Here is a 21,638-nt window from a genome sequence, read left to right on the forward strand (position 1 = left end):
TCAGCCGGACCGCCTGAGGCGGGACCGAAGCAGCGGCCAGAGCAGGATTGCCGCTGTCACCGCAAAGAGCGCCAGTGCGATGGGACGCTCCAGGAAGGCCAGGACATTACCGTCCGTCAGGATCAACCCCTGCCGCAGTGACATCTCGATGGTTGGTCCCAGGACCATGCCGATCACGATGGGGGCCAAGGGGTAGGAGAGGTAGCGCAGGAGGGCACCGCCGACCCCGGCGGCAAAGGCCACCCAGATGTCGAAAGTGCTGCCATTCACCCCATAGGCGCCGACCGTCGAGATGATCAGGATCAGGCCGATCAGGATCGGTTCCGGGATTCGCAGGATGCGGGTGAACAGCGATGCGCCAAGGGCACCGGTGGCGAACATCACCAGGTTGACCAGGATCAGGCAGAGGAAGATCGCATAGATCAGATCGAGGTGGTTGGCGAAAAGCTGCGGGCCGGGGGCGATGCCCTGTACCACCAGCGCCCCCAGCATCACAGCGGTGACGGGGTCGCCCGGAATGCCGAGGGCGAGGGTCGGCACCAGTGCGCTGCCGGTCACCGCGTTGTTTGCGGATTCGCAGGCGACCAGCCCGTCGGGCTCGCCCTTGCCGAAATTCTCCTGCCGCTTCGAGGTGCGCCGCGCTTCGGAATAGGCGATGAAGGCGGCGGTGGCGGCCCCGGTGCCGGGCAGCGCACCAACGAAAGAGCCGATCATCGAGCCGCGCAACAGCATCCCCAGCCGGATGCGCCATTCCCGCCAGGGCGGCACGCGGAAGCCGACGCGCATCTCGGCGGGATCGGGCTTGTCGCCGTCAAGATTGAGGACTCTCAGGAACATCTCTGAATAGGCGAAGATACCGACAATGACAGGGATCAGCGCAATCCCGGCGCTGAGTTGGAAGCTGCCGAAGGTATAGCGCATGTCGCCGGTCACAGGGTCGACGCCGATGGCGGCCAGCATCAGCCCGATGCCGCCCGAGACCAGCCCCTTGGCCATCTGCCCGGAGGAGACACCGGCGATGCAGGTCATCGCGAAAAGGCCGAGGGCGAAATATTCGATCGGGGTGAATTGCAGGGACAGGGCCGCGAGCGACGGGCCCGCGATGATGAAGATCGCGACGGAGAACAAACCACCAAGGGTCGAGGCCACGGTGACCCAGCCGAGCGCGAGATCGGCATCACCGCGCCGCGCCATCGGGAATCCTTCGAGCGCGGTGGCCGCCGCCTGGGGCGTGCCCGGCGTGTTGAGGATGATTGCGGTGATGGAGCCGCCATAGACCGAGCCGCAATAGACGCCCAGCATCAGCGCGATGGAGGGGATCTGCGGCAGGGAGAAGGTAAAGGGCAGGGCCATGGTCAGCCCGATGACGGAACCAAGCCCCGGCAGGACGCCCACGACAACGCCGACGATGGTGCCGCAGATGATGCAGACCATGGTCAGCGGGGTGGCGATCTGGGCCGCGGCGGTTATCAAAAGCTCCATCGTGATCCTATCTCCGGCTGTTCAGAAGCCGATGTCGAAGGGGCTGGCAGGAAGGATGATCAGGAACACCCGCTCGAACAGGAGCCAGACGGCGATGCTGTAGACCAGCGCGACGGCCACGATCGTGACCCAGGTGCGCCGGCCCAGCAGCAGCGGCACGGCGATCCCGAAGAGGATGCTGGCGATGAGGAATCCGGCGAACTGGATCAGGGCGCAATAGGCGGCGGTGGCCAGCACCAGCGACGCCACCCGCCAGGTCGGGCGCGGGCCGTTTTGCACGGCACCGCGCGGAGAAAAGACATTTGCCAGCAGGAAAGATTCCGCGATCAGCAGGAAGATCAGCACAAGGCGCGGGAAAAAGTAGGGGCCGCGTCCGGCGCTGTTTTGGGCAAAGGCGCTGACCTCGCCGAAGGTGAGCATGAGGAAGACCGCAGTGACCGCCACGATGCAGAGTGCCACGACCCGGTCCGCGATGATCGTGGACCGGAAGGGCGGGCGAGACGTCTTTTCCATCAGGTCGGGTCCTCCTGCCCAAGGCGCTGCCGGTCGATCCTGGCAGCGCCCCCGGTTCACTTCGAGAGCAGACCGGCCTTCTCAAGCAGGACGCGGTTTGTCTCGTATTTCTCCCGCACGAAAGCGGTGAACTCCACTGAACCCATATAGGCCGAGGGCTGTTTGACCGCTTCCATGCGTTCCTGGAACGGTGCGGAATTTACCGCAGCTTCACAGGCCCCTTCCAGGCGGGTGACGTCTTCCTCCGTCAGACCCTTGGGCGCGACGATACCGCCCCAGATCGGGAAGTCGAGATCATATCCCTGTTCGGCCGCCGTGGCGAGATCGGGTTGTTCCTTCAGACGTTCGGATTGCAGCATCGCCAGCGACTTCAGCTGTTCGGCGTTGCTGCTGAAGAAGGAGACATGCGGGATGAAGACATCGGCGGTGCCGTCCAGCAGCGCCTTGAGGGCGGGGCCGTCGCCGTTCACCGGCAGATAGGTCATTTCGATGCCCGCCGCTTCCGCCAGGGCCAGCCCCGCGATATGCGGCACGGAGCCGATGGCCTGTACCGCGAAGGTCACCTCGCCGGGGTTTGCCTTGGCGTGACTCACCATCTCCTCAAGCGTGGAGAAGGGTGCATCCTTGGCCACGGCGATGACGGTCGGGGCGGAATAGGCGAGGCAGATGTAATCGAAACTGTCGATGTTGTAGGGGAGGGCGCGCAGATGCGGCTGCGTGGTCAGCGGGCCGACAGGCGCCATGCCGAGCGTGCGTCCATCCGCGCGGGCGCGGGCGACTTCGCCGACACCCAAAGTGCCGCCGGCCCCGGCGGTGTTCTTGACGACGATATTGGCGTCCAGCGCGTCGGTCAGGCCGGATTGCATGGCGCGGGTGGTGATGTCGGTCCCGCCACCTGCGGCGAAGGGCACGACAACGGTGACCGGGCGATTTGACTGCGCCGATGCGCCGGTCGCGGCCATTGTCACGGCGATGGCCGATGCGACCCCTGCCAGAGTTCTAATTGCATTGCGTTTCATACGGCCCTCCCAGACTCGTCCATTTTCCATTTCACCGCAGCCTTCTCCTCTTTACTGCGGTCGAATGTTTTGTATAACGGGATTATGTAAGATATAATGAAATATGCAAGAGCCAATTTGAGCGGCTGTGGGGAGTGAGAAAGATCGCATGAAACGTATGTCGGGACGTACCGCACTGATCACCGGCGCGGCGGAGGGGCTGGGCAAGGCTGTCGCCGCGCGCTTGTCGGAGGAGGGCGCGCGGGTGGTCGTGATCGACCGGGACGCAGCGGCAATCAAACGCGCTTCGGTTGAACCGGATATGGCGGATGTCACCTTCCGCCAGGTCGACATGATGGATGGCGATGCCCTTGCCGCAACACTGGCAGAGATCGAAAGCGCCGGCTTTGACGTGGATATTCTGGTGAACAATGCAGGCGGGTCCCTGCACACGCCGCGCGACTTCTTTGAGGAGACGGATGCCCATTGGGATCAGGTGATGGGCCTGAATGTCACCGCTGCCGTGCGCACCCTGCGGATGATCTTGCCGGGCATGAAACGGCGCGGTTATGGGCGGATCGTCAACCTGGGGTCCAAGGCCGGGCGCTATGGCAGCCTGTTCACCGGGGCCAATTACGTGGCGGCAAAGGGTGCCATCCAGTCCATGACGCTGCAACTGGCGCAGGAATTCGGGCCCTATGGGATCACCTGCAACGCGGTCTGCCCAGGCGCCATCCACACCCCCCGCGTCATCGGCCTGCTGAAGGAGCGGATGACGGATGAGGAACAGCAGGCGGTGCTGGACACCATCCCGGTGCGCCGCGCGGGCCGGGTGGAGGATGTGGCCGCCGCCGTTGCATTTTTCGCAGCGGACGAGGCCGGGTTTATCACCGGGCAGTTGATGGATGTGAACGGCGGGCAGGGGATGTCGTCGTGAGTTGTGCGACAGCATTCCGGTTGCCCCTGACGATTGGTCCGATCCTGGTGACGGGCGGCGCCGGATTTCTTGGCCGCGCCCTGACACAGGCGCTTGTGGCCGAGGGGCATCGGGTTGTTGTCAGCGATTTGCGACTGCCGGACGAAGCGCAGCGCGTGACGGGAGCGACCTATGTCCAGAACGACGTGCGCGACGGCGCGGCGGTGATGTCGCTGGTCGAGGCGCAGGGCATTGCCGCCATCGTCCATCTTGCCGCCCTGGTCATTCCGGCCTGCCGGAAGGACCCGATGCTGGGCGCCGAGGTCAATGTTCTGGGCCATATCAACCTGCTGGAAGCCGCCCGCCGCGCCGGGATCAGGCGGCTGGTCTATACCAGTTCACTTGCCGCGCGGCCGCGCGGGCCGCTGGACAGCCCGGCCAACCTCTATGGTGTCTACAAGGCGGCCTGCGAGGATATCTCGAAGGTCTACCTGATGGACCACGGCCTGCCCTCCGTCGGGTTGCGGCCCAATGTGGTTTACGGCCCCGGCCGCGTCGAAGGTGAAACGGCGGCCATCAGCCTAGCCATGCGCGCGGCGGCGAGAGGCGAGCGTTTCGAAATCCCCTTTACCGGGCGCATGTGCTTTCAGCACGTCGATGAGGTGATCGAGATCTTCAAACGGTGCCTTGCGGCGCAGAATGATACCGCTGTTGTCAGTGACCTGACGACAAAAGTGCATTCCATCGACGATGTGCTTGCCGCGATCCGCGCCTGCGTGCCGGAAGCAGATGTGCGCGCAGTGCCCTCCTTGAGGGCCGCGCCCGACGGGTTGGACAACAACCCGCTGCGCCGGTTGCTGGGCAGTTGGAAGAGTGTTTCGCTGGCAGAGGGAACGGCACGAACGATCGCGCGCTGCAGGGAAGCGGCGGTTGCAGGCCCTCTGCGTTAGGGATTGAAAGATCAGACCGGGATCAGGCGGCAGTGAGCCAGACCACAAATTCCGCGCCCTTCGGCTCAAGATTGCGCACAGTGATGATCCCCCCTGCGCGCTGCACCAATGTCTGCGAGATCGACAAGCCCAGCCCGGTGCCTTCGCCGCGTTTGGTCGTAAAGAACGGATCAAAGACCGATGCCAACAAATCCTCCGGCACGCCGGAACCGGTGTCCCGTACGGCCAGGGCAGCGCCTGCCACGCCATCGCGGGTTTCCGGGTAGAGATGCAGGGTAATCTGCCCCTGCTGGCCCATGGCCTGGGTGGCATTGACCACCAGATTGACGATCACCTGCTGCACCTCGCCTGAATCCGCGCGGACCAGCGGGATGTCCTCGAACTCGCAGATCACCTCGATGTCGCCGCGCGAAATCTGATGGTCGACCAGAACAAGGCAATCCTGCACAATCGGCCGCAGGTCTATCCCCTCGTGATAATCCGAAAAATCCGAAGGGGCTGCGAATTTCAACAACTTGCCGACGATCACCTCGATCCGCGACACCTGTTTGTCGATCAGCGCCAGTTCGGCCTGCACGGGCTCTGCCGCATCTCCCAGCGTCTGGCGGATCACGTCCACATTCCCCAGGATCACCGCCACGGGATTGTTGATCTCATGGGCCACGCCGGCAGTGATTTCACCGATGGAGGCCAGTTTTTCGCTCATCACCAGTTGGCGGAAAGTCTGTTCCAGTTTTTCATTCGCCTCGCGCAGTTCGGCGGTGCGTTGATCGACCCGCTGGTTCAGTTCCTCGTTCCAGCTGCGCAACCGGCGGTCGCGGTCCTGTACCTGTTCCAGCAGGCTGTCCAGGTGATGCGCCACTTCGCCGATCTCGCCCTTTGCGCCAACGGGGCCGATGCGGGCGGAAAGCTCGCCTTTGCCGACCCGGCTCATGATCTGGGTCATGCGTTCCAGCGGCGAAAAGATTCCGCGCGCCATCCACAGGAAGACCGGCACGGACAGGGCCAGCACCGCCACAAAGGCGGCCATCATCCACAGAAAGGCCTCCCGCTTGGCCAGTTCAAAAGGCGCTTCGAGAAAGCCGACATAGAGCATGCCGACGCGGTCACCGAAACTGTCGGTGATCGGCAGGTAGCCGGAAATATACCAGTCGTTCACGACAAAGGCGCGGCCCAGCCAGGTGCGCCCCTCGGTCAGCACCCCGGCGCGGACCTCGGCAGAGACCCTTGTGCCAAGGGCGCGCACGTCCTCGAACAGGCGCACGTTGGTCGAAATGCGCACATCGTCGAGAAACAACGTGGCCGTGCCCTGCCGGTCCCCGCCTGTTGTGGCGTTGAGATAGACCAGATCGTTTATGGTATCTATGAAATCGAGGTTCCGGTTCAGCAGGGTGCCGCCGACAAGAATGCCGCGGTGGCCCGGGATGGTCACGGGGCTGGCGGCATGAACTACCATGCCCCGGTTCTCGACCGCGCGGGTGGTCGGCACTGCGGCGGGGGTTTCGATCAGCGGGACAACCGCGCGTTTTGCCATGTCGGGCGACAATCGGGTCAGGGTGTCCTGGGCAAAGACATCAATCTGCGTCGCGCTTTGCCCGGCGGCGGCCTGGGCGATGACCGGCCAGGCCTCTTCCTGCTCTGCGATCCGGTCATCGGGCAGGTAATACAGAAAATCGAGGCCCAGCCGGACCCGGGTCTGGTCAAAATAGCTTTCCCGGTCTGCTGCCGAACTGTGCATCAAGCTGTTGAACTCAACCGAGGCGACCACGGCATCCAGCTCGTCTCCGGTCTTGGCCAGCAGCCGTGCGAGGTATTGGCTGGCGATTTTCAGGTCGCTTCCGACATTGGCGTTCAAGACCTTGTCGTAATCGGCAGTCCAGCGGGTCATGCCGAGCAGCAGCAGGAGCGGCATCAGCACGATCAGCGGCGTCAGGGCAAGAATGAGAAGGCGGAGGCGAACGGATGTCATCGATCTTTCCCTAGATACCCGGAATCATAGTTCCGTTCATTGAATGCAGCGCTCAACGGCAGGTTCGCACCCGACCCCGAGGGCGGACCTCCATTTGGCGGGGCATCTCCATTTTTCCATACTTCGCAGCATCTTGCGAGGTCGGAGTTTCGCACCCGCCCTGGGGGGCGGGGTCGGGTGCGAACCGGATCGCAAGCGATCCGGGGGCAGGGGAAAAGGAGCGCAGATGCTTCTTGTCTGCGAAAAATCTGTCAAACTGAGCGTGTAAGATTAATGGGTCCAGAGCCTATGGTTCCCGCCTGTCCCGGCATCACTGTCAGGCAACAAAGATCACCACATCATGATCTTGCGCAAGGTTTTGCAAGGGCGTGACCCGCCGCGCGGCAGGTGGCAGAGCCTGAAACCCCTTTGTCAGAGACCAGTATAGGTCCGAAAAGGGAAGGGCGGCACGGTTTCTTGCAGTGGTCTTGTTTCAGATGCGTGATCCTGGCCATTTTGTCTACCCATGCGGGTGGGATCGAATTTCCTGTGGTCACTCTGTCCTGCGGGCTTTTTTCCCCGCGCGCGGGGGTGGAAACGGGTGACATGACCTGACAAGGTTGCGCGAAGAAGTCGGGGGGGCCATCACCATATGGTCGATTTATGGAGCGGTCTGGCGCAAGCCTTCTGGCTGGTCGTGACGCTGGATGGCGAATTGGTCGAGATCGCGCTGCGGTCGCTGCGGGTGACGCTGAGCGCGCTGGCCGTGGCCTGTGTGATCGCGCTGCCGCTGGCGGCCTTTGTCGCGGTGAAACGGTTCCGCGCGCGGCGGTTGGTGATTGCCATCCTGAACGCGCTGATGGGGCTGCCGCCGGTGGTGGTGGGGCTGATTGTCTATGTGTTCCTGTCGCGGTCCGGTCCGCTGGGGGTGATGGGGCTGCTGTTCACACCCACGGCGATGATCATCGCCCAGACCATCATCATCGTGCCGCTGATTGCCTCGATTGCCCATCAGTCGATCCGCGACCTCTGGCAGGAATACCATGACCTGCTGATCTCGATGAATGTCACCCAGGGGCAGAAGATCCGCACGCTGCTGTGGGATTGCCGCCGCGCCCTGCTGACCGCCGCGCTGGCCGGATTTGGCCGCGCGATCGGCGAGGTCGGCGCGATCATGATCGTCGGCGGCAACATCGACCATGCGACACGGGTGCTGACCACGGCGATTGCGCTGGAAACCGGCAAGGGCGAATTCGCGCTGGCGCTGGCCCTTGGCTTTGTGCTGATCGGGCTGGCGGTGGCGGTCAATCTGGCGATCCACTGGCTGGGCCGGACCGAACGTGAGGGGGCATGGTGATGGAATTGTTCCCGATGCAGGCCAGAGGAATTGAAAGCCGCAGGCACGGGCAGGTCCTTGTCGGGCCGGTTGATCTGAGGCTTGAGGGGCAGGGGGCCTGTGTGGTGATCGGGCCGAATGGTTCCGGCAAGACGACCCTGTTGCGCCTGTTGCACGGCACCGCGCGGTTGTCGGCGGGGCAGATCGACTGGGCCTGCTCGACCGAGGAAGCGCGCCATCATCAGGGCTTTGTCTTTCAGCGGCCGGTGATGCTGCGCCGCACGGTGATGGAAAATCTGGCCTTTCCGCTGCGTCTGCGCAAGGTCTCGGCGGGTGAGGCCCGCGCGCGTGCCCGCGACTGGGCCGCGCGGGTGGGGCTGGCGGGGATGCTGGAACGTCCCGCGCCGGTTCTGTCAGGGGGAGAGCAGCAAAAGCTGGCGCTGGCACGGGCGCTGATATCAGAGCCTAAAGTGCTGTTTCTTGACGAACCCTGTGCCGCGCTCGACGGTCGCGCCACCCGCGAGATCGAAGAGATCCTGACAGCTGCGAAATCCAACGGCACGCGGCTGATCCTGTCCACCCATGACATGGGGCAGGCGCGGCGGCTGGCAGATGATGTACTGTTCCTGCTGGGCGGGCGCATCCATGAAAGCGGCCCGGCAGAGACATTTTTCAACCGGCCCGAAACGCCACAGGCGCGGGCTTTTCTAAGAGGAGACATAGTCGAATGATGAAACACTTTGCAGTGACGCTGGCCGCGCTGGCCATCGGCACCGCCGCTCAGGCGGCGGATGTGATGAAAATGGCGGTGACGACGTCGTTCAACAACTCCGGGCTGGCGGATGTTCTGCTGCCCGAGATCATGAAGGATCTGGACCTTGAGGTGCAATTGCTGGTCGTGGGCACCGGTCAGGCGATCAAGCTGGGCGAGGCGGGCGACGTGGACGCCATTCTGGTCCATTCGCGCAAGGCCGAGGAGGCCTTTGTCGAGGGTGGCTATGGCACCCATCGCACCGAGATCATGTATAATGATTTCGTGTTCATTGGCCCCGCCGAAGATCCGGCTGGCATCAAGGATGCAGATTCTGCGGCAACGGCGTTGACGGAAATAGCCGAAGCCGAGGCCCCCTTTGTCAGCCGTGGCGATGACAGCGGCACGCACAAGAAAGAACTGTCGCTGTGGAAAGCGGCGGATCTGGACCCTGCAGGCTTTGGCGATTGGTACAAGGCCGTGGGGGCCGGCATGGGGGCCGCGCTGAACACCGCATCGGGCATTCCGGCCTATATCATGTCGGACCGCGCAAGCTGGCTGAATTTCGGCAACAAGGGCGATCTTGCGCTGCTGTATGCGGGCGATCCGGTGCTGTTCAACCAATACGCCTATCTGCCCGTGAACCCTGAAAAGCACGCCCATGTGAAAACCGAACTGGCGGGCAAGCTGGAAACCTGGCTGACATCGGAACGCGCGGCAGAGTTGATCAACGACTACAAGATCAACGGCGAAACCCTGTTCGTGTTCAACGCCAAGGCCGCGGAATAAGCCCGTATCAGAGACAGATCGCGCTCCTGTGATGGGGCGCGATGCTATTCCGGCAGGTCGCCGTGAATGGCGAATTGTTCCAGCCCGGCATCCTGCGGCTGGATCACGCGAAAACTTTCGCGCACTCCTGCGTCGGTCAACTCGCGCGCCACGGTCAGCAGGGTGTTGGCATCGTGGTCGGCGCACATATCCATCATCTGCGCCAGCTCCTCGGCGGCGACGGGGCGGGCGGCCTCCACGTCCGGTGCGCCGTAATAGGTGACGAAATGCTGCGCCAGCATCTCGGTCAGCGTCGCAACCTCGGCGGGCTCCACTTGGGTCACGGCAACAAAGGTCACGCGGCCGAAGGTTTCCAGCCCCAGCCAGCCGTTGGCAAAGGCCTGCCGCGCCTTGGCGGTCAGGTCGCCCTCGGTCCAGTCGGAGAATTCGAAGCCGCCGGACACGCACCATTCCCCGGTCCGCGCGGGGCTGGAAAACACGTTCATGTCGCTTTCATCGAAATGGATCGCGCGGGCAAGTTTGCGCAGGTCGGGATGTGTCACGGGCTGGGCTCCAATATGGCGGTCAGCGGGATCAGATGGGTGGTGTCGGCGTCGCGCAGGAGCAGGCCAAAGTGCTCATCAACGCCAAGGTAGGTGCCGGTCTTGCCGCCCTGGGTTGTCTCTTCGCCGATGCCGTAAGCCAGCCCGCGCCATGCGCTGTGCAGCGGGGCCACGCCTTCGCCGTCCCAGCGGCTGATCCAGTGCAGGCAATGGCGGGCCCATGCCTCGACCAGCGCGGGCGGGGACACTTCGGAGCAGCCTTCGGCATAAAGCGCGGTCTGATCCGGGCGCAGGCCGGTTTCGGCAAGGTCGGGATCGTCCGGCGGGTACAGCGGCAGGGTGAAGCCCACAACCAGCCAGTCGGGCACCGCGTCGGGGTCGGTGGTGGAGGCGATGCAGCGGAACCGCCCGCAGGAAGCGTTGTTGATGCGAATGCCGCCGTCCCAGTCCAGATGCACCGCGATTTCCGGCGGGGCCAATGCGCCCAATGCGTTCTGAAAGCCGATGCCGCAGAGCGGCAGCATCGCCATCGCGTCGCGCAAGGGCACCTCGGGAGCAAAGACCAGCGCCGCCTCGACCGTGTGACCGGCCAGCGCATAGACAACCAGCCCCGCGTCACAACCCGCCGCCGCACGTCTGGCGGCGTGGGCAAAGGCTTCCGCCGCCACGGGTTCACCCCACATCAGCGGGGGGAAGCGCAGCGCCTCGCTCATGCGGCGCCGCTTTCGATCAGCTGCTTTGCGATGGCCTGAAAGCTGGCCGCCTGTGCGCTGTCGGGCTGGCTGACGGTGATCGGCGCGCCACCGTCCGAGGCAAGGCGGATCTGCAGGTCCAGCGGCACCTCGGCCAGCAGGGGCACGCCCATCTTGGCCGCCTCAGCCGCCACGCCGCCGTGGCCGAACACATGTTCCTCATGGCCGCAGTTGGTGCAGATGTGCGTGGACATATTCTCGATCATGCCAATGATCGGCACCTTGAGCTGGTTGAACATGTCAATGCCCTTGCGGGCGTCCAGCAGGGCGACATCCTGCGGGGTAGAAACAATGATCGCCCCGTCCACCTGCGCCTTTTGCGCCAGTGTCATCTGCACGTCGCCGGTGCCGGGGGGCAAATCGACGATCAGCACGTCCAGCGCGCCCCATTGCACCTGTGTCATCATCTGCTGCAATGCGCCCATCAGCATCGGGCCGCGCCAGACAACGGCCTGATCCTCGTTGGTCATCAGGCCGATGGACATCATGGTCACGCCGTGGTTGCGCATCGGCAGGATCGTCTTGCCATCGGGCGAGGCGGGCCGGCCGGAGACGCCCAGCATCCGTGGCTGGCTGGGGCCGTAGACATCGGCATCCAGCAGCCCCACGCGCCGACCCTGTTGCGCCAAGGCGCAAGCCAGATTGGCGGAGACGGTGGATTTGCCCACGCCACCCTTGCCCGAGGCGATGGCGATGATCCGGTCGATGCCGGGGATTTTCTGCGGGCCTTTCGGCTCTGCTGCACGCTGCGGCTTCAGGTCGGGCGGCGGGGCCTTTTCGCTGTGGCCGGTCAGCACGATGGACACTTTGCCGATGCCATCGACCTGCGCCAGCGCGGCCTCGGCCTGTGCCTTGGCCTGCGTATAGGCGGCGGCCTGGGCGGGCGGGATCTCCATGACAAAGCGCACTGCGCCTGATGCATCCACGTTCAGCGCGCGCATCACGCCGCTGGCGACGATGTCGGTGTCGGTTGCCGGATCATTGACGGTCTTGAGCGCGGCCAGAACCGCCTCCCTGCTGGCTGGCACTTTTTATTCCTGCCCTGCTTCTGGGGCGGTGATGGTGCCGCTGACCTCATGGGTCAGGCCGAGTTCGGGGATGGTGATCACGGCCTTGACCGGCACCGACTGTCCCGCAACGGCCCCCTCGCGCATGGCCTTTTCGATGGCCTGCTGAGAGGTCACGCCGACCTGTTTGAGAAACTTGCGCATCGACATGTTGAAATCATCGCTCATGTGGGGCTCCTTTGGTTCTGGGAGAGGGGCGGATCAGTGATCGCGCCGTTTGGAAAGGTAATCATCGGTGGTGCGGGGCCGGGGGCGTTCACCACCCGCCAGCGGGTTGTCGGTGGCATGATACTGCGCGTTGATGCGGCAATCATCACACATCTGGATCATGCGCAACTTGCCCTCGTCCGCGAACATCGAATGGTTGCGCAGCTTGTCGGTGATCCGGTCGATGGTGGATTTGACGCCAAAAAGCGTGCCGCATTCGACGCAGGGAAAGGGCTCCTCCTCGTGCAGCACGCGCTGTTCCAGCGCAGCACCTGTCAGGTTCAGCTGCGGGGCCAGGGTGATCGCATCTTCGGGGCAAATGTTGGCGCAGAGGCCGCATTGCAGACAGGCGTCTTCCTGAAAGCGCAGTTGCGGCAGGTCCGGGTTGTCCCCCAGCGCGCCGGAGGGGCAGAGCGAGACGCAGGACAGGCACAGGGTGCAGGCTTCGCGGTCAACCACGACGGCACCGTATGGTGCGCCTGTGGGCAGGGGCAGCACCTCGGCCTCCGGGTGCAGGGCACGGGCGGCCTGGCGGGTGATCTGGCGGCGGGTGCCCATGGGTCGGACCGGTGTGGCCACCGGGGCAGGGGCCGCGCTGTCGTACTGGGTGTCGGACATGGTGTCCGGGTCGGGCGTGTCGATCAGCAGCACGCGGGTGTCACCCGCAATGGCGCGGACCAGCGCGATTTGCGCTTCAATCGCGTCGCGGTCGGATTTTCGACCCAGCAGCAGGCTGACCTCGGCAAAACCGGCGGCCAGCGCCGCCAGCGCCTCGGCATGACCAAAAGCCGCCAGCGCGGGCAGGGCCATGGGCACCACATCGGCGGGCAAGCCGCGCCCGTGGCGGGCCGACAGGCGGATCATCTCGGCTCCGTGGCTGTCGTCGTGGACCAGCAGGCGGGGCGTGGTGCCGCCCGCCTCCAGATAGGCGCGGGCCAGTGTCTGCACCCGCAGCATGGTGAAATCGACCGGCGGCGCATCATAGCTGATGGCACCGGACGGGCATGCGGCGGAACAGGCACCGCAGCCTGCGCAGATCATCGGGTCGATGCTCACATGGTCGCCGTCAGGCGTGATCGCCCCTGTCGGGCAGAGGTCCAGACAATTGGTGCAGGCGGTCTGCCCGGCACGGCTGTGGGCGCAAAGCAGGGGCTCGGTGCGCACATAAAGCGGCTTTTCAAAGGTGCCGACCATATGTGACGCGGCGAGTGTCGCGGCGGCCACTGCCGGGGGATGCGCAGGATCGGCGCGCAGGTAGCCTTCGCGTTTCTCGGGGGCGGGAAACAGTGGCTGGCCGCCGCGCAGATCGAGGATCAGATCACATTGGCTGACAGCCCCGTCCCGGGGCGCGCTCAGCCGCAGGGGTCCGCGGCCGGAGGGATCAACCTGTTGCAACGCGTCGATCACCACTTCGAATTGCCCCAAAGCGCCTTTGGCCCGGCGCAGCCTGCCGGTGATGACGTCATAATCGCGGGTGTCCGGCATCTCTGCCGCGTTCTCGAGCAGCAGGGTAACGCCCAGAAAATCCTTGAGCTGTTCTGCCGCCGCAAAGGCCACATCACCCTGCCCAAGGATCAGGCATAACCCCTGTGAGGCGACATCGAGCGACTTTTCCACCGGGGCGGCCAGCAAAGCCTCGGCGGCGAGGGCGGACATTTTGGGCAGTTTCGACGCGGGGTCATCAGACCATCCGGCCCGGTCGCGCAGGTCCAGCAGGGGGGCAGGGGGCAGGCCCAGCTCATCTGCCAGTTCGGCAAATACCCGTGCTTCCTGGGTGCAGCATAAAATTGCATCCCCCTCCTTCAGGGCCTTGGCCGCGACATCAATCTGGCGGGTACACAGGGCGGAACAGGCTGCGGGGACCACCAGACCGGTGGCTTTGGCAAGTGCGGGGGAATCGATGGTCTGAGAGCCTTCGCAATCACATGTTATCAATGCCTTGGCCATGGATTTTCCCTTGTTGGGTCTGCGATTTCAGGGGCGCCGCTGCCGCTGATCAGGCCCTAGGCTAGACGGCTTTCGGCCACCGCCACAACCGCAATTTTCCAAGCCCGCATCCGCAGCTGCGGTGCATGAGGAAATGCCGCGCAGCAGCATCGCATCGGGGTGATTCGTTTTCGGGTGCAGCATTATTTTCCTATAAAAACAGTCAGGTTGGACAATTCGTCCAAGAGGCACAGCATGGGCCAGGTTGGCGGGCCAAACTGTCTGGTGACACAGGTTTTTCCGGCGATCCCCCTGTTTGACCTTCACAGGGGGCGGGCGGCTGGCGAAGGATGGTGAAAGGGAGGCGCAACTTGATTCACAATCCAGCCATGTACCGGACAATACCACTGGGTATCGTGCTGCGACGCGCGCCCGGTGTGACCCGTTGGGCCAGGTGGAGCTGGAAGGCGACGGCTGTCCTGCCCGGTGCGCCGGATGCATCCTGGCGCGTGCTGCGCGAGAGTGACGGGACCACGGAATATCACGCGGCCACGGTGCCGCTGGACCTGCATGGTGCGGAGACCGAAGCCTATGTGCATGGGCTGGGGGCAGAGGTGCCTTGCGTCTATGTGGTGATGCGCCCGATTGCGGGCGCGCAGGATCACCCCTTTCAGATCCTGCTGGTCACCGCATCGCCCTATGAGGCGCAGGATTACTGCGACAGCGCTGAAGAGGTGGTTGAAAAGGTTGCCATGCCCGAGGGGCTGGAGGCATGGGTGCGCGAATTTGTGGACCTGTTCCACGAGGAAGAGGCCTTTGTGAAACGGCGGCGGAACAAGCAGACCGAAGGTGCCCGTCAGGATGGTATCGGCGATCCGCGTATCCATACGGGTGCGGATGTCTATGCCTCGCCGGGGCTGAAACGGGGGCGTGTCCTATGAGCGGTTTCTGGGATCGTCGCCGTGCTGCCGTTGCCGCCGAAGCGCAGGCCGAAGTTGAAGCCGCGCAGGAACAGGCGGCACAGGCGCAGGAAGCCAGCCTTGCCGCGCGCGATGACGACGAATTGCTGGCGGAACTTGAGCTGCCGGCACCGGAGGATCTGGTCGACGGCGAACAATTGCGGGCGTTTCTGCGGGCGCAATTGCCGCAGCGGCTGAAGCGGCGGGCTTTGCGCGCGTTCTGGCGCAGCAATCCGGTTCTGGCCTGTCTGGACGGGCTGAACGACTACGATGATGATTACACCGCCGCCGCGACGGCGGGGAAGGCCGTCAATACGCTCTATCAGGTGGGCAAGGGGTTTGCCGCGCCGCTGACCGAGGTGCTGGACGGCATCGCACTTGAGGAAGAGCCAGAAGGTGAGGCGGCATTCGCCGCGCCGGTCGACACGCTGTCGGTGCCGGATGTGGTGCCACCCGCCGCCACATCGCCGGTCGCGACAGAGGTGCAGGCATTGGGCGATCAGGATGAACCTGACGACATGGTAGACAGCCCTGCGCCGGTCCTGCGGCGGATGCGGTTCAGTTTTGCAGCGGATGCGGAAAGCACAGGCGTATGAACCAGATGACATCCTCCCCCCTGCCCGAAGAAGACCGCCTGCGCGCGGACGTGTATAATTTCATCGGTTTGATCCTTTCTGGTCCGCCGGACCAGATGCTGCTGGGCCAATGCAGTGAATTGCAGGGGGATGGCACCGAGCTAGGGCAGGGGTTTGTTGCCCTGTCCAAGGTGGCACGGCTGAGCAAGCCCGCCGCCGTGGAAAGCGAATTCAACCGGTTGTTCATCGGGCTGGGGCGTGGCGAATTGCTGCCCTATGCCAGCTATTATCTGACCGGATTTTTGAACGAGAAGCCCTTGGCGCTGCTGCGGCAGGACATGGCCGCGCGCGGGTTGGCGCGGGCGGACAATGTGTTCGAGCCGGAAGACAATATCGCATCCCTGATGGAAATGATGGGCGCGATGATTGTCGGGCGGTTCGGCGTGGCGGCGACGCTGACCCAGCAAAAGACCTTCTTTGGCAAACATATTGCACCCTGGGCGGGACATTTCTTTGCCGATCTTGAGGGGGCGAAGAATTCGGTCTTTTTCGCGCCCGTGGGCAAGATCGGGAGGGCCTTTATGGAGATCGAGGCTGAGGCATTTCGACTGAGTATCAACTGACGGCTGGCAACGAACCAGCGCGAAACCGAGACGTAAAAGAGGAGGCATTGATGACACGCAAACCTGACGCGAAGCCCGAAAAGGCGGTCCGCAAGGACAGGCGCGACTTTTTGAAATTTGCGGGCACCGCCGCGCCATTGGCCGCCGTTGCCGTCGCCACCGGCGGGACCGAGGCCGGGGCCGCAAGTGTTCCGGATCTGTCATCGGACAAGATGCAGGACACCGAACACACCCGGGCCTATTACGCCAGCGCCCGTTTCTGACGGCGCTACCCATCGATGGCCCGGCACCGGGCCATGGACACCGGCACGCGCAGCACCCGCGCCCTGCCATCCATTAGCCACCAGATGCGGGTCTGATCCCGCGTTCAGGGAGTGAAAATATGTTGAGGAAAAAGACCAACGGTGTTGCACGTAGCGCCCAACGGGGGAGCATCCTGTCGGATGTGGCCCGTTCCAGGATCGACCGCCGTGCGTTTCTGCGCGGGTCGGGGCTGGCGATTGGCGGGCTGACGGCGATTGCCGCCACAGCAGGCAGCGTCAAACCGGCAACGGCGGCTTCGGCTGCGGGAACCGGCGCGATCGAGATCAAGAAATCCGTCTGCACCCATTGTTCGGTCGGCTGCACGGTGATTGCCGAAGTCTCGGGCGGTGTCTGGGTCGGGCAGGAGCCGGGATGGGACAGCCCCTTCAACCTTGGCGCCCATTGCGCCAAGGGCGCGTCGGTGCGCGAACACGCCCACGGCGAACGCCGCCTGAAATACCCGATGAAGAAAGTCGGCAGCGAATGGCAGCGCATTTCCTGGGAACAGGCGATCAACGAGATCGGCGACAAGATGATGTCGATTCGTGACACATCCGGCCCCGACAGCGTCTATTGGCTGGGCTCGGCGAAACACTCCAACGAACAGGCCTATCTGTTCCGCAAGTTTGCCGCCTATTGGGGCACCAACAACGTGGATCACCAGGCTCGTATCTGCCATTCGACGACCGTGGCGGGTGTTGCGAACACATGGGGCTACGGCGCCATGACCAACAGCTACAACGACATCCACAATTCCAAGGCGATCTTCATCATCGGTGGCAACCCTGCCGAAGCGCATCCGGTCTCGCTTCAGCACCTGCTGAAAGCCAAGGAACAGAACAACGCGCCGCTGATCGTCTGCGACCCGCGCTTTACCCGCACGGCGGCCCATGCGGATGAATTCGTGCGCTTCCGGCCCGGTTCGGACGTGGCGCTGGTCTGGGGCATTCTCTACCACATCTTCGACAACGGCTGGGAGGATCAGGAGTTCATCCGCACCCGCGTCTGGGGCATGGACGAGATCCGCAAGGAGGTGGCCAACTGGACACCCGACGAGGTCGAGCGTGTCACAGGCGTGCCCGAGGCGCAGCTGAAACGTGTGGCCCGCACGCTGGCCAACAACCGCCCCGGCACCGTGATCTGGTGCATGGGCGGCACGCAGCACACCAACGGCAACAACAACACCCGCGCCTATTGCATCCTGCAGCTTGCGCTGGGGAACATGGGTGTGGCCGGGGGCGGCACCAACATCTTCCGCGGCCATGACAACGTGCAGGGGGCAACCGATCTGGGTGTTCTGGCCGATACGCTGCCGGGCTACTACGGATTGTCCGATGGCTCCTGGGCGCATTGGGCGCGGGTCTGGGAAGAAGACCTGGATTGGCTCAAGGGCCGGTTTGCCACGATGAAAGGCGCCGACGGCAAAGACGTGCCGATGATGGGGCTGACGGGCATTCCGGTGTCGCGCTGGATCGACGGCGTGCTGGAAGCGCGCGAAAATCTGGAACAGCCCGACAATACCAAGGCGATGGTGCTTTGGGGTCATGCGCCCAACTCGCAGACCCGCCAGAAGGAAATGAAAACGGCGATGGAAAAGCTCGACCTGCTGGTCGTGGTGGACCCCTATCCAACCGTCTCCGCCGTTCTGCACGACCGTACCGATGGCACCTATCTGCTGCCCGCGTCGACACAGTTCGAAACGTCGGGCTCTGTCACCGCATCCAACCGGTCGCTGCAATGGCGCGAAAAGGTGGTCGAACCGCTGTTTGAATCGCTGCCGGACCAGACGATCCTGTACAAGTTTGCCGCCAAGTTCGGCTTTGCGGACCGCATGTTCCGCAACATCGAGGTGAACGGGGAGGAACCGCTGGTCGAGGATCTGACCCGCGAGTTCAACCGCGGTATGTGGACCATCGGCTATACCGGTCAAAGCCCGGAACGGCTGAAGATGCACATGGCAAACCAGCATACCTTCGACAAGACCACGCTGCGGGCCAATGGCGGACCGGCGGATGGTGATTTCTATGGATTGCCCTGGCCAAGCTGGGGCACGCCCGAGATGAACCACCCCGGCACGGCGAACCTCTATGACATGTCGCTGCCGGTGGCCGAAGGCGGTTTGACCTTCCGCGCCCGGTTCGGGGTGGAACGCGACGGGGACAACCTGCTGGCCGAAGGCGTCTATTCCAAAGGGTCCGAAATTCAGGATGGATACCCTGAATTCACCATGCAGATGCTGATCGACCTTGGCTGGGATGGTGATCTGACACCGGAGGAACGCAAGTCCATCGAAATGGTCGCGGGCTACCAGCGCCCGGAGGACGCCGGAGAAGGCACCGAAGAGGTGGGGGAAACCTCGCAACAGGGTGAAATGCCATCGGACTATGTGGAGGCGGTTGGCGGTGTGAACTGGAAGACCGACCTGTCGGGCGGCATCCAGCGCGTCGCGATTGCACATGGTTGTGCCCCCTTCGGCAACGCCAAGGCGCGCTGCGTGGTCTGGACCTTCCCCGATCCGGTACCGCTGCACCGTGAACCGCTTTACAGCAACCGCCGCGACCTGGTGGCGGATTATCCGACCTATGACGACAAGACATTCTGGCGGGTGCCGACGCTCTATGCCTCCATCCAGAAGAATGACTTTTCGCAGGACTTCCCGATCATCCTCACCTCCGGCCGCTTGGTCGAATACGAGGGCGGCGGGGATGAAACGCGGTCGAACCCTTGGCTGGCCGAGCTGCAACAGAACATGTACATCGAGGTCAACACCCGTGATGCCAACAATCTGGGCGTCCGCGACGGTGCCGACGTCTGGGTCGAAGGCCCGGAAGGCGGGCGGATCAAGGTCATGGCCATGGTCACCGAACGGGTGGGCGAGGGGGTTGCATTCATGCCCTTCCACTTTGGCGGTCACATGGAAGGGGTCAGCCTGCGGGACAAATATCCCGATGGGGCCGATCCGATCGTGCTGGGGGAATCCACCAACACGGTACAGACCTATGGCTACGATTCAGTCACCCAGATGCAAGAGACCAAAGCGACTCTTTGCAAAATCATGCCAGCGTAAGGAGATAGACAATGGCCAGAGCAAAATTTCTCTGCGATGCCGAACGCTGCATCGAATGTAATGCCTGTGTCACGGCCTGCAAGAACGAGCACGAGGTGCCCTGGGGCATCAACCGCCGTCGGGTGGTGACCATTCAGGACGGCAAGCCGGGCGAACGCTCGATCTCGGTCGCCTGCATGCATTGTTCGGATGCGCCCTGTATGGCGGTCTGTCCGGTGGATTGCTTTTACCAGACCGACGAAGGTGTGGTGCTGCACTCCAAGGATCTGTGCATTGGTTGCGGCTATTGCTTCTATGCCTGCCCCTTCGGCGCGCCGCAATATCCGCAGGCGGGCAACTTCGGCTCGCGCGGCAAGATGGACAAATGCACCTTCTGCGCCGGTGGTCCGGAGGAAAACAATTCCCAGGCGGAGTTCCAGAAGTACGGGCGCAACCGGATTGCGGAAGGCAAATTGCCAATCTGCGCCGAGATGTGTTCGACCAAGGCACTGCTGGCGGGCGATGGCAATGTGGTCTCTGACATCTACCGCGAACGTGTGGTGGCGCGGGGCTTTGGCTCTGGTGCCTGGGGCTGGGGCACGGCCTACGAACAGAAGGGTCAGTAACCCGGGCGGCACGGGCCAGGTGCCCTTGCCGATGACAGATCTGGTGGCCCGCGTTGCTGCGGGCCGTCGCTTCACCGTTTTTCATGCGGGGGATTTCCCATGCTGCGCCATCTGATGGCATTGTTTGTTCTTGTACTGCTGGCCTTGCCCGGCGTCGCCTCTGCACAGGATGTGCGACCCCCCGACAACGCAGTCAATGTCGATGCGCCCCGCGCCTCGACCGGCGGGGCGCAAACGCTTCAGGACGTGCTGCGCCGTCAGCAGGGCCTTGCGGTTGACGACAGCTTCCGCCGCAACAACATCGGCGGCGATGCAGGCACCGCACCCGGGCTGGGGCCGCTGGGTGGCACCTCGGACGCCGAACAATGGCGCGCGCTGCGCTATAACGAGGCGGATGTACGCGTGACCACCCTGAACACCACCGGCAAAGTGCTGGTGCAGGATGGTGGGATGTGGTGGCTGGATATCCGACGTGGTGCCTTGCCGACCTATGGCGGCTGGCTGCTGCTGGGCACGTTGGGCATTCTGGCGGTGTTTTTCCTGCTGCGCGGCCGCGTGCGGGTCGAGGACGGCATGTCGGGGCGCACTGTCACCCGGTTCAAGGCGATTGAACGCTTTGCCCACTGGATGCTCGCAGGGTCCTTCATCCTGCTGGCGGTTACCGGGCTGCTGTCCCTGTTCGGCCGCAAGGTGTTGATTCCGGCCTTTGGCCACGGCTTCAACTCGGTCCTGCTGACGGGAACAAAATACATTCACGACAACGTCTCGTGGGCGTTCATGATTGCGCTGGTGATGGTGTTCGTGATGTGGGTCTGGCACAATCTGCCCGACCGCACTGACCTGACCTGGGTCCGCTATGGCGGCGGCATCATCGGCAAGAAACACCCGCCCGCCAAGAAGTTCAACGCAGGGCAGAAGCTGATCTTCTGGTCTGTGATCCTGCTGGGCGCATCGGTCTCTGTATCGGGCCTGTCGATGCTGTTCCCCTTCGACATGCCGCTGTTCGGACATACCTTTGCGGTGCTGAACGACACCGGCCTGCCGCAGGCCCTGGGGTTTGGCACATTGCCCGTCGATCTGGCCCCGCAGGAAGAGATGCAATATGCCCAGTTGTGGCATGCCATCATCGGTTTCGTCATGATGGCGATCATCTTTGGCCACATCTATATCGGGACGCTGGGCATGGAAGGCGCCTATGACGCGATGGGGTCTGGCGAGGTTGACGTGAACTGGGCGGAGCAGCACCATTCGATCTGGCTGGAAAAGGTCAGAGAGACCGAGCATCGGAGCCCTGCGGAATGATTGCCCCCGGGACCTACGCAAAAGGAA

General features: G+C 63.5%; 21 protein-coding genes. 12 read left to right on the forward strand and 9 right to left on the reverse strand.

All coding sequences use genetic code 11. The annotated features are described in order from the left end of the window. From ACWNZ3_RS19140 to ACWNZ3_RS19150, 3 genes are read right to left on the reverse strand one after another with little or no spacing between them, the layout of a single operon-like run. The gene (locus ACWNZ3_RS19140) at positions 1-1,482 is read right to left on the reverse strand and encodes a tripartite tricarboxylate transporter permease (RefSeq protein WP_496902266.1); all 1,482 of its coding nucleotides are present in this window, start codon (positions 1,480-1,482) and stop codon (positions 1-3) included. 21 nt (positions 1,483-1,503) lie between these two features. Then, a complete protein-coding gene (locus tag ACWNZ3_RS19145; protein ID WP_269360682.1) occupies positions 1,504-1,995 on the reverse strand; it encodes a tripartite tricarboxylate transporter TctB family protein in 492 nt (163 codons plus the stop codon). Positions 1,996-2,051: 56 nt separating this feature from the next. After that, positions 2,052-3,014 (reverse strand): Bug family tripartite tricarboxylate transporter substrate binding protein, encoded by a 963-nt coding sequence (locus ACWNZ3_RS19150; protein ID WP_496902267.1) that lies wholly within the window; start codon positions 3,012-3,014, stop codon positions 2,052-2,054. A 148-nt stretch (positions 3,015-3,162) separates the two neighbouring features. Between ACWNZ3_RS19150 and ACWNZ3_RS19155 the strand changes: the two genes are divergently transcribed. Together ACWNZ3_RS19155 and ACWNZ3_RS19160 are read left to right on the forward strand one after the other, a co-directional pair. Then, positions 3,163-3,930, forward strand: coding sequence for an SDR family NAD(P)-dependent oxidoreductase (locus tag ACWNZ3_RS19155; RefSeq protein WP_496902268.1), 768 nt, complete (start codon positions 3,163-3,165; stop codon positions 3,928-3,930). Next, entirely contained in the window at positions 3,927-4,859 is a 933-nt protein-coding gene (locus ACWNZ3_RS19160) for an NAD-dependent epimerase/dehydratase family protein (protein WP_496902269.1), read from the forward strand. Before ACWNZ3_RS19155 ends, ACWNZ3_RS19160 begins: the two co-directional genes overlap by 4 nt. A gap of 22 nt (positions 4,860-4,881) precedes the next feature. Here the strand turns inward: ACWNZ3_RS19160 and ACWNZ3_RS19165 are convergent, their stop codons facing one another. Next, positions 4,882-6,828, reverse strand: coding sequence for a sensor histidine kinase (locus ACWNZ3_RS19165; protein ID WP_496902270.1), 1,947 nt, complete (start codon positions 6,826-6,828; stop codon positions 4,882-4,884). A 631-nt stretch (positions 6,829-7,459) separates the two neighbouring features. Here ACWNZ3_RS19165 and ACWNZ3_RS19170 point away from each other — a divergent pair. The 3 genes from ACWNZ3_RS19170 to ACWNZ3_RS19180 are packed head-to-tail and all read left to right on the forward strand — an operon-like array spanning position 7,460 to position 9,683. Then, a complete protein-coding gene (locus tag ACWNZ3_RS19170) occupies positions 7,460-8,164 on the forward strand; it encodes an ABC transporter permease (RefSeq protein WP_269360672.1) in 705 nt (234 codons plus the stop codon). After that, entirely contained in the window at positions 8,164-8,874 is a 711-nt protein-coding gene (locus ACWNZ3_RS19175) for an ATP-binding cassette domain-containing protein (protein WP_496902271.1), read from the forward strand. The genes ACWNZ3_RS19170 and ACWNZ3_RS19175 overlap by 1 nt, the downstream gene beginning before the upstream one ends. Further along, positions 8,874-9,683, forward strand: coding sequence for an ABC transporter substrate-binding protein (locus tag ACWNZ3_RS19180; protein ID WP_496902272.1), 810 nt, complete (start codon positions 8,874-8,876; stop codon positions 9,681-9,683). Before ACWNZ3_RS19175 ends, ACWNZ3_RS19180 begins: the two co-directional genes overlap by 1 nt. Positions 9,684-9,727: 44 nt before the next feature. Here the strand turns inward: ACWNZ3_RS19180 and ACWNZ3_RS19185 are convergent, their stop codons facing one another. Genes ACWNZ3_RS19185 through ACWNZ3_RS19205 form a run of 5 tightly spaced genes read right to left on the reverse strand, consistent with a single transcriptional unit; the run spans position 9,728 to position 14,198 of the window. Next, positions 9,728-10,225: a DUF6505 family protein gene (locus ACWNZ3_RS19185; protein ID WP_496902273.1), complete on the reverse strand. Its 498-nt coding sequence runs from the start codon at positions 10,223-10,225 to the stop codon at positions 9,728-9,730. After that, entirely contained in the window at positions 10,222-10,938 is a 717-nt protein-coding gene (locus ACWNZ3_RS19190; protein WP_496902274.1) for a biotin/lipoate--protein ligase family protein, read from the reverse strand. Before ACWNZ3_RS19190 ends, ACWNZ3_RS19185 begins: the two co-directional genes overlap by 4 nt. Beyond that, the gene (locus ACWNZ3_RS19195; RefSeq protein ID WP_496902275.1) at positions 10,935-12,005 is read right to left on the reverse strand and encodes an Mrp/NBP35 family ATP-binding protein; all 1,071 of its coding nucleotides are present in this window, start codon (positions 12,003-12,005) and stop codon (positions 10,935-10,937) included. Before ACWNZ3_RS19195 ends, ACWNZ3_RS19190 begins: the two co-directional genes overlap by 4 nt. Positions 12,006-12,008: 3 nt before the next feature. Continuing rightward, positions 12,009-12,212: a DUF6494 family protein gene (locus ACWNZ3_RS19200; protein ID WP_496902276.1), complete on the reverse strand. Its 204-nt coding sequence runs from the start codon at positions 12,210-12,212 to the stop codon at positions 12,009-12,011. A gap of 33 nt (positions 12,213-12,245) precedes the next feature. Beyond that, positions 12,246-14,198 carry a 4Fe-4S binding protein gene (locus tag ACWNZ3_RS19205; protein WP_496902277.1) on the reverse strand — a complete coding sequence of 651 codons (1,953 nt, stop codon included), beginning with the start codon at positions 14,196-14,198 and terminating at the stop codon, positions 12,246-12,248. Between the two features lie 380 nt (positions 14,199-14,578). Between ACWNZ3_RS19205 and ACWNZ3_RS19210 the strand changes: the two genes are divergently transcribed. The 7 genes from ACWNZ3_RS19210 to ACWNZ3_RS19240 all read left to right on the forward strand — a co-directional run bounded on the left by ACWNZ3_RS19210 (position 14,579) and on the right by ACWNZ3_RS19240 (position 21,611). After that, positions 14,579-15,118, forward strand: a complete 540-nt coding sequence (locus ACWNZ3_RS19210; protein WP_496902313.1) for a DUF3305 domain-containing protein — start codon at positions 14,579-14,581, stop codon at positions 15,116-15,118. Further along, positions 15,115-15,732, forward strand: coding sequence for a DUF3306 domain-containing protein (locus ACWNZ3_RS19215; RefSeq protein ID WP_496902278.1), 618 nt, complete (start codon positions 15,115-15,117; stop codon positions 15,730-15,732). The genes ACWNZ3_RS19210 and ACWNZ3_RS19215 overlap by 4 nt, the downstream gene beginning before the upstream one ends. Then, on the forward strand, positions 15,729-16,334 hold the full coding sequence (locus ACWNZ3_RS19220; protein ID WP_496902279.1) for a TorD/DmsD family molecular chaperone: 606 nt from the start codon (positions 15,729-15,731) through the stop codon (positions 16,332-16,334). The genes ACWNZ3_RS19215 and ACWNZ3_RS19220 overlap by 4 nt, the downstream gene beginning before the upstream one ends. A 50-nt stretch (positions 16,335-16,384) precedes the next feature. Next, positions 16,385-16,597: a twin-arginine translocation pathway signal protein gene (locus ACWNZ3_RS19225; protein WP_269360657.1), complete on the forward strand. Its 213-nt coding sequence runs from the start codon at positions 16,385-16,387 to the stop codon at positions 16,595-16,597. Positions 16,598-16,716: 119 nt separating this feature from the next. After that, positions 16,717-19,704, forward strand: coding sequence for a formate dehydrogenase subunit alpha (locus tag ACWNZ3_RS19230; protein ID WP_269360655.1), 2,988 nt, complete (start codon positions 16,717-16,719; stop codon positions 19,702-19,704). An 11-nt stretch (positions 19,705-19,715) separates the two neighbouring features. Beyond that, entirely contained in the window at positions 19,716-20,309 is a 594-nt protein-coding gene (gene fdh3B / locus ACWNZ3_RS19235) for a formate dehydrogenase FDH3 subunit beta (RefSeq protein WP_114276808.1), read from the forward strand. 99 nt (positions 20,310-20,408) lie between these two features. After that, positions 20,409-21,611, forward strand: coding sequence for a formate dehydrogenase subunit gamma (locus ACWNZ3_RS19240; RefSeq protein ID WP_269360653.1), 1,203 nt, complete (start codon positions 20,409-20,411; stop codon positions 21,609-21,611). Positions 21,612-21,638 lie beyond the last annotated feature (27 nt).

The sequence above is a fragment of the Sulfitobacter sp. IGS-18 genome, from assembly GCF_059628195.1.

What these genes read in the sequence shown, in the direction of transcription:
- ACWNZ3_RS19140 (WP_496902266.1), bottom strand. Translation starts at nt 1,482, where the DNA reads ATGGAGCTTTTGATAACCGCCGCGGCCCAGATCGCCACCCCGCTGACC.
- ACWNZ3_RS19145 (WP_269360682.1), bottom strand. Translation starts at nt 1,995, where the DNA reads ATGGAAAAGACGTCTCGCCCGCCCTTCCGGTCCACGATCATCGCGGAC.
- ACWNZ3_RS19150 (WP_496902267.1), bottom strand. Translation starts at nt 3,014, where the DNA reads ATGAAACGCAATGCAATTAGAACTCTGGCAGGGGTCGCATCGGCCATC.
- ACWNZ3_RS19155 (WP_496902268.1), top strand. Translation starts at nt 3,163, where the DNA reads ATGAAACGTATGTCGGGACGTACCGCACTGATCACCGGCGCGGCGGAG.
- ACWNZ3_RS19165 (WP_496902270.1), bottom strand. Translation starts at nt 6,828, where the DNA reads ATGACATCCGTTCGCCTCCGCCTTCTCATTCTTGCCCTGACGCCGCTG.
- ACWNZ3_RS19170 (WP_269360672.1), top strand. Translation starts at nt 7,460, where the DNA reads ATGGTCGATTTATGGAGCGGTCTGGCGCAAGCCTTCTGGCTGGTCGTG.
- ACWNZ3_RS19175 (WP_496902271.1), top strand. Translation starts at nt 8,164, where the DNA reads ATGGAATTGTTCCCGATGCAGGCCAGAGGAATTGAAAGCCGCAGGCAC.
- ACWNZ3_RS19180 (WP_496902272.1), top strand. Translation starts at nt 8,874, where the DNA reads ATGAAACACTTTGCAGTGACGCTGGCCGCGCTGGCCATCGGCACCGCC.
- ACWNZ3_RS19190 (WP_496902274.1), bottom strand. Translation starts at nt 10,938, where the DNA reads ATGAGCGAGGCGCTGCGCTTCCCCCCGCTGATGTGGGGTGAACCCGTG.
- ACWNZ3_RS19200 (WP_496902276.1), bottom strand. Translation starts at nt 12,212, where the DNA reads ATGAGCGATGATTTCAACATGTCGATGCGCAAGTTTCTCAAACAGGTC.
- ACWNZ3_RS19205 (WP_496902277.1), bottom strand. Translation starts at nt 14,198, where the DNA reads ATGGCCAAGGCATTGATAACATGTGATTGCGAAGGCTCTCAGACCATC.
- ACWNZ3_RS19215 (WP_496902278.1), top strand. Translation starts at nt 15,115, where the DNA reads ATGAGCGGTTTCTGGGATCGTCGCCGTGCTGCCGTTGCCGCCGAAGCG.
- ACWNZ3_RS19220 (WP_496902279.1), top strand. Translation starts at nt 15,729, where the DNA reads ATGAACCAGATGACATCCTCCCCCCTGCCCGAAGAAGACCGCCTGCGC.
- ACWNZ3_RS19225 (WP_269360657.1), top strand. Translation starts at nt 16,385, where the DNA reads ATGACACGCAAACCTGACGCGAAGCCCGAAAAGGCGGTCCGCAAGGAC.
- ACWNZ3_RS19230 (WP_269360655.1), top strand. Translation starts at nt 16,717, where the DNA reads ATGTTGAGGAAAAAGACCAACGGTGTTGCACGTAGCGCCCAACGGGGG.
- fdh3B (WP_114276808.1), top strand. Translation starts at nt 19,716, where the DNA reads ATGGCCAGAGCAAAATTTCTCTGCGATGCCGAACGCTGCATCGAATGT.
- ACWNZ3_RS19240 (WP_269360653.1), top strand. Translation starts at nt 20,409, where the DNA reads ATGCTGCGCCATCTGATGGCATTGTTTGTTCTTGTACTGCTGGCCTTG.